We start from the raw sequence: 7,154 nt of genomic DNA on the forward strand, positions 1-7,154 counted from the left end.
CGGCCCTGCGCGCGCTCCGGGCCGTGCTGCCTGCGCTGCGCGCCCCCGCGCGCAGGCCCCTCCCGCGCACCGCCGGGGGTGCTGCCGGGGGTGCTGTCGGACCGGGCCCGGAGCTGAGCGCACGGCTGCTCGCCGCGCTCGATCCACGGCTCGGGGAGGGGATGTACGCGGCGTGGCGCGGCGCGGCGGCGGCGGAGCCGCCGCTGCTGCGCGCGGTGCAGGCGCTGCGGGTGACGGCCGCGCCGTTCGGGGCGACGGCTCCGCTCAGATCCGTGACGGACGACCGCGGGCGGGTGATCCGGCAGACGGACTGGCCCCTGGGCGAGTCCACGCTCACCATGATGCGGGTGGTGTTCGACACCTCGGGCCGGGATCCGGTGCGGGCCGAGTTCCAGTACACGGAGAGCGGCTCCTCGGTGCAGCGGTCGGAGCAGCTGCCCGCCGACACCTCTTTCGCGCTCGGTCCCGGCCGGGTGTCGCTCCAGGCGCAGGCGGGTCAGGATCTCGGGCTGAGCCGGCTGGTCGGCCGGGCGGAGTACTCCCGGGAGCCGGGAGTGACGGCGCGGTTCGGGGCCGCGCTGCCGGAGGTGACGCTCGGCGTCTCCCGGCCCGCCGACGACGGGCGGGTCGAGGTGACCGTGCACAGCGGTGAACCGCTCGTCTGGCGGCTGTCGCCGGGCGAGCACCGGCAGGCCGCCCACGGCGGGTTCGAGGTGACCGTGCGGTACACGGGCGCGGGCGAGCCGCCGAATGTGGAGATCGGCGTCGCCACCCTGCCGGTGCGGGCCGACCGCCGGGTGCTGTCGCTGGACTCGGTGTACGACACGATCGCCGTCGGCAGCTGGGTCGCGATCGAGCGTCCCCGCAAGGGCGCCGAGGGCGGGGTGCCCGGGGATCCGGCGCTGGCGCTGGTGACGACCCGGGTGACCGGCGTGCGTACCGCCGCGTACACCGGGTTCGGCATCACGGGCCGGGGCAGCGAACTCACCCTGGCCGACCCATGGCTGGACGAGCACGATGTGCTGCTCTCCACGATCCGGGACGCCGTCGTGCACACGGGCGGGGAGACGCTGCGGCTCGCGGGTGAGCCGCTGGGCGACGAGGTGCACGGCCATGAGATCGAGCTGGCCGAGCTGTACCACGGGCTGGCGCCCGGCCGGCAGCTGTTGGTCTCGGGCGAGCGCACGGATGTTCCGGGCACATCCGGGGTGTACGCCGCCGAGCGGGCGGTGATCGCGGCGGTGGAGCAGTACGCCGATCCGCGGCTGCCCGGCGACCATGTCCACACCCGGCTGACCCTCACCGCGGATCTCGGATACCGCTACCGGCGTGACACGGTGCGCGTCCAGGGCAATGTGGTCGCGGCGACGCACGGCGAGAGCCGTGACGAGCCGATCGGCAGCGGGGACTCCTCCCGTCCGGGCCAGACGTTCACGCTCTGGCAGTCCCCGCTGACCTGGCTGCCCGCCGGAAATCCGCTGGGGGCGCTGCCGGTTCTGGAGGTACGGGTCGACGGGCTGCTCTGGCACGAGACGGACAGCCTGGCCGGGCGCGGCCCCCGGGACCGGGTGTATGCGACGGGGACGGCCGGTGACGGGCGTACGACGGTGACCTTCGGCGACGGGGTGCAGGGCGCGCGGCTGCCGACCGGGCACGAGAACATCCGGGCCCGCTACCGCTTCGGCTCCGGCCGGGCCGCCAATGTCGGAGCGGGCCGGATCACCCAGGCGGTCACCCGGCCGCTGGGGGTGAACGCGGTGACCAATCCGCTGCCCGCCACGGGCGGCGCGGACGCGGACGGGCCGGGGCTGACCCGGCGCACCGTTCCGCTCGCGGTCTCCGCGCTCGACCGGCTGGTGTCCGTCGCGGACTACGAGGACTTCGCCCGTTCCCGGGCGGGCATCGGCCGGGCCGTGGCGCGTGAGGTCTTCGACGGGCGGCGCACGGTGCTGCATCTGACGGTCGCCGGGGTGGACGACGTGCCCATCGCGGAAGATTCCGGGATGCTGGCCGCTCTGCGGTCCGCGCTCGCACGGTACGGCGATACGCGGCTCCCGGTGCGGGTGGCCGTGCGCGAACTGGTGCAGCTGCTGCTGTGGGCGCGGGTGAAGGTGGCCCCGGACCACAGCTGGGCGGTGGTCGAACCGCTGCTGCGGCAGGCGCTGCTGCGCCGGTTCGGCAGCGGGGAGCGGGAACTGGGCGTGCCGGCGCGGCTCTCCGATGTGCTGGCGACGGCCCACTCGGTCGCGGGGGTGGAGTACGTCGATGTGGACGTGTTCACCGGGGTGACGGCGGCCACGGCCGCCGCGCGGCTCGCCGGCGCGGTGGAGCCGTCGCCGCGCACCGATGTGGCGGCGCGGCTCGCCGCGTACCGCGAGGAGGTGCACCGGGTCACCGCCGACGGCGGCGAGAGCCTGACCTCGGTGGCCGCCCGTCATGGCATCCCGCTGGCGGAACTGCTGCGGCTGAACCCGGACATCACCGACACCCGGCCGCTGGCGAAGGGCCGGGCGGTCTCCGTCTTCCGGGGCATCCGGCCGGCGCAGCTCGCCCTGCTGTCCCCGGAGGTCGAGGAGGCGCTGGTGCTCACGGAGGCGCCGTCATGACGGCGGCCGGGGGCAGCGGCCCGGGGGTCCGTGCGGGACACGGGGCGGGCACGGCGGGCGGAACCGTCCGGGAGGCCGGAACCTGTCCGCCCGGGGCCGGAACCCGTCCGCCCGGGGCCGGGGCACGGGTCCGGAGCGCCCCCGGTGGGCATCACCTCTGTACGGCGCTCGCGGCACACATGGCGACGACTCCGCCCGGAAGGGCCGGAGAAGGGAAGGTGCTGTCATGAGCAGGGAACCGGACGGGCTGGCGGAGCTGCTTCCCCCATGGCACCGGCTGCGCGACGCCGAGGGCGGGGAGCCGCTGCGCGCGCTCCTCGCGGTGATCGCCGAGCAGCTGGACCGGGTGCGGGACGGCGTCGAACAGGGCTATGAGGACTGGTTCGTGGAGACCGCGGCGCCCTGGGTGCTGCCGTACATCGGCGACCTGGTCGGCTACCGGCCGCTGCCGGGGTACGAGCGGGTCCTCACGGCCGGGCTCGGCGGGCGGGGCGATGAGGCCCGCGACCGGCTCGCCGAGGCGCTCGCGCCGCGCCGCGACGTCGCCGCCACCGTCGCGTACCGCAGACGCAAGGGCACCCTCGCGCTGCTGGAGGAGCTGGCGGACTCGGTCGCCGGATGGCCGTCCCGGGCCGTGGAGCTCTCCCGGCTGGTCTCCGGCGCTCAGCCGGTGCGGCTGTACGGGTCGGGCGCCCCGGCGGCGAACGCGCGGCGGCTGGAGCGCGGCCGGCTCGTGGATCTGCGCGAGGGCACGGCGCTGGAGCTGGCGGGCGGCCCGTTCGGAACGGTGGCACGCTCGGCGGAGGTGCGGCGGGCGGGCTCGGCCCGGGTCCAGGGGGGCGGTTCCCCCGCGGGCGTCGGGCTGTTCGTCTGGCGGCTGAAGCCGTACCGCGTGACCCGGGCCCCCGCGTACTGCGTGGACCGGGCCCGCAGTCTCTACACCTTCTCGATCCTCGGCAACGACAGCCCGCTGGTGACCAGGCCGGTGCCCGAGCCGTCGGCCGCGCACATCGCGACGGTCGACCATGTGCCCGCGTACATCCGCCGCCGTCAGCTCGCCGACCGGCTCGCGGACTACTACGGCCCGGGCAGGTCCTTCACCGTCTGGCGCGACGGCGCGGACGAGCCGGTGCCGCTCCGGGACATCGTGGTGGCCGATCTGACGGACTGGCGCTACCGGCCCCGGCGGCAGCAGGTCGCCGTCGATCCGGTGCTCGGCAGGATCGCCTTCGGATCGCGCCGCGCGCCGCGGCAGGGGGTGTGGGTCACCTATCACCACGCGTTCTCCGCCGACATGGGCGGCGGCGAGTACCCGCGCGAGCGGGAGACGCCGTCCGGCGCGCGGCTCTACCAGGTCGGCCCGGGCCGGCCCTATGAGCGGATCATGGACGCGTACGCCGACTGGCGGTCCGACCGGGAGTCCTGGGAGCACGGCCCCGCGGGCATCATCGAGATCACCCACAGCGGGGCCTACCAGGAGCAGCTGGACTTCGATCTGGAGCCCGGCGACCGGCTGGAGCTGAGGGCGGCGGACGGCGCCCGGCCGGTGATCCGGCTGCTCGACTGGTACAGCAACCGGCCGGACGCGCTCAACATCCGGGCGCGGGAGGGTGCGGGCGAGCCGCCCCGGATCGTGCTGGACGGTCTGCTGATCACCGGGCGCGGACTGCATGTCAGCGGGCCGGTGGGGGCGGTGACGCTGCGGCACTGCACGCTTGTGCCGGGCTGGTCGCTGGAGCCCGCGTGCGAGCCGCTCTCGCCCGATGAGCCGAGTCTGGTGCTGGAGCGGACCACGGCGTGCGTCACCGTCGAGCACAGCGTTCTGGGCACGATCGAGGTGATCGGCGACGAGGTGTGCCACGATCCGCTGGAGATCCATGTACGCGACAGTGTGCTGGACGCCACCGGTCACGGCCGGGCGGCGCTCTCCGCCCCCGACTGCCGCCATGCCCACGCCGTGCTGCACGCGCATCGCACCACCGTCATCGGCGAGGTCCATGTCCACGCGGTGCGGATCGCCGAGAACAGCGTCTTCACCGGGGTGCTGCGGACAGTCCGGCGGGGCGTGGGCTGTCTGCGGTTCTGCTGGGTCTGCCCGGGGTCCCGCACTCCGCGCCGCTTCCGCTGTCTGCCGGACCCGGCGGACGGCGCGCACGCTCCCGTGGTGCGCCCGCTCTTCACCAGCGAGCGGTACGGCACACCGGGGTACGGGCAGCTGGCCGACGGCTGCGCCGGGTCGCCGGGCGGCTGCGGCCCGGCGGGGGGCTGCGTCGGCCGGGGCGCGGAGGACGGCTCGGAGCTGGGCGCCTTCCACGATCTGTACCAGCCCCAGCGCCTGGACAGTCTGCGGGCGCGGCTCGCGGAGTACACGCCGGCGGACACCGACGCGGGGATCTTCTGCGTCACCTGATCGCCCGGCTCCACCACTGCCGAACGGTCCCGCCACCCCGACGACCGCCTTCCACCGAGCACCGGTCCCGCCACCCGACCACCTCCCACCGAACGCCGAAGACCGATACACCAGAGGGGCTCCCATCCGATGCACGCAGACATCTCCCGTGTCACCTTCCGGCCGGACCGGCACTACTCGGCGGTGCTCGCCCAGCAGGGCCGGGTCCAGCTCGACGCGGACGCCAACGAACAGACCGCGATCCAACTGGCGGCGGCCCGTGCCCTCGCCGCCGATCTGATCGGGCGGCACGGCGGACCGCTCGGCGCCACCGGATTCGCGCTGGGCTTCGAGGGCCGGGGCCGTGAGCTCGACGATCTGACCATCGGGGGCGGCCGTTACTACGTGGACGGCATTCCGCTGGACGCGACCCGTCCGGCGCCGGGCACTGCGGTCCCCGACGAGGAGCACGCCTCCGGCGGGGGCGGCGCCCCGGCGGCACCGGCCACTGCGGCCACTCCGGCGACCTGGACGTACTGGGACCAGCCCGACGGCTATCTCGACCCGGAGCGTCCCGGCGACCGGCTGCCGTCCGTCTTTCCGTATCTGGTCTGGCTGAAGGTCTGGGAGCGCTCGGTCACCGCGGTCGAGGACCCGTCGCTGCGCGAAGTGGCGCTCGGCTCGGCGGTGTCCGACACGGCGGCCCGGGTGAAGGTCGTCTGGCAGGTGCTGCCGCTGGCGGGCTCGGAGCTCGCGGTGGCGGACGGGGCGGGCAAGGACGAGATCCGTGCGGCGTTCGCCGAGTGGGCCGCCGGGCAGGCCCCGACCGCCCGGATGGCGGCCCGCAGCGAGCGGCCGGGAACCGCCGACGACGACCCCTGCCTGGTGAAGCCGGACGCCCGCTTCCGGGGTCCGGAGAACCAGCTGTACCGGGTGGAGATCCATGAGGGCGGCACGGCGGAGCACGCGACGTTCACCTGGTCGCGTGAGAACGGCTCGGTGACCTTCGCCGTGGACGGGCTCGACGGTGCCTGGGTGGAGCTGGCCTCGCCGGGCGGCGACGAGAAGCTCGGTCTGCGGGTGGGCGACTGGGTCGAGTTCACCGACACGGCCGCGATCAGCCGCGGCGAGCCGCTGCCGCTGCTGCGGGTGGAGGAGGTCGATCTGCCGGAGAACCGGGTCAGGCTCTCGGCCGAGCCGGACGCCTCGGTGGGGCGGCGTCCCGAGCGGCACCCGTTTCTGCGGCGCTGGGACCACCGGCCCGCCGCCCGCCGCGCCGGCGGCGCCGGAGCGCGCCATGGCGCGCTCCGGATCGAGGAGGGCCGCTGGCTGCCGCTGGAGGACGGGGTGCTGATCTGGTTCGAACCCGGCGCGACCTACCGTCCGGGCGACTTCTGGACCGTCGCCGCGCGTACGGCGACGGGCGATGTCGAGTGGCCGGCGGACTCGGCCCGCCGGCCGCTGCTCCGGTCGCCGTTCGGCGTCGAGGTCCATTACGCGCCGCTGGCCTGGGTGCTGGGCGAAGGGTCGGTCTCCGATCTGCGCATGGCGTTCGGGCCGCTGGCGGGCCCGATCCCCGCGGCGGAGGAGCGGACCGGGGCCGTGGAGACGGGCTCCGCCACGGGGGCCGCGGAGCCCGCGGAGCCCGCGGGGGCCCGTCCGGCGGAGCGCACTGCCGAGGAGCTCTCGCAAGAACAGTCCGACGACTGAGGGAACACCGGAACGAAGGAGCACAGGACATGGCGACACCACTGTCCGCTGACAGATTGGTCAAGGCCCTGCGGGACGAAGGGCTGCGCGTGGTCGAGCACCGCAGCTGGCGTACGCACAACCGCAATCACAAAGGCCCCTGGGGGCCGGTCCACGGGGTGATGATCCATCACACCGTCACCACGGGCACCCAGCGGTCCGTCGAGCTCTGCTACAACGGCCACTCGACCCTCCCGGGGCCGCTCTGTCACGGCGTCATCGCCAAGGACGGTTCGGTCTACCTGGTCGGCAACGGACGGACCAATCACGCCGGGCTCGGCGACGCCGATGTCCTGCGCGCGGTGCGGGGCGAGTCCGCGCTGCCCGCCGACAACGAAGCCGACACCGACGGCAACCGCTATTTCTACGGCTTCGAGTGCGTCAATCTGGGCGACGGCGAAGACCCCTGG

4 protein-coding genes are annotated in these 7,154 nt (G+C 74.9%); all 4 read left to right on the forward strand.

Going from position 1 to position 7,154, the window contains the following annotated elements; genetic code table 11:
- A partial coding sequence (locus FF041_RS24170; protein ID WP_153524776.1) for a putative baseplate assembly protein occupies positions 1-2,606 on the forward strand: 2,606 nt, incomplete at its 5' end.
- 226 nt (positions 2,607-2,832) lie between these two features.
- Positions 2,833-5,016 (forward strand): hypothetical protein, encoded by a 2,184-nt coding sequence (locus FF041_RS24175; RefSeq protein WP_153524777.1) that lies wholly within the window; start codon positions 2,833-2,835, stop codon positions 5,014-5,016.
- A gap of 129 nt (positions 5,017-5,145) precedes the next feature.
- Positions 5,146-6,705 (forward strand): DUF6519 domain-containing protein, encoded by a 1,560-nt coding sequence (locus FF041_RS24180; protein WP_153524778.1) that lies wholly within the window; start codon positions 5,146-5,148, stop codon positions 6,703-6,705.
- Between the two features lie 29 nt (positions 6,706-6,734).
- Positions 6,735-7,154, forward strand: a 420-nt coding sequence (locus FF041_RS24185) for a peptidoglycan recognition protein family protein (RefSeq protein ID WP_228388587.1), incomplete at its 3' end; no start/stop codon positions are given.

The organism is Streptomyces jumonjinensis, from assembly GCF_009600885.1.
GTDB lineage: Bacteria > Actinomycetota > Actinomycetes > Streptomycetales > Streptomycetaceae > Streptomyces > Streptomyces jumonjinensis.

What these genes read in the sequence shown, in the direction of transcription:
- FF041_RS24175 (WP_153524777.1), top strand. Translation starts at nt 2,833, where the DNA reads ATGAGCAGGGAACCGGACGGGCTGGCGGAGCTGCTTCCCCCATGGCAC.
- FF041_RS24180 (WP_153524778.1), top strand. Translation starts at nt 5,146, where the DNA reads ATGCACGCAGACATCTCCCGTGTCACCTTCCGGCCGGACCGGCACTAC.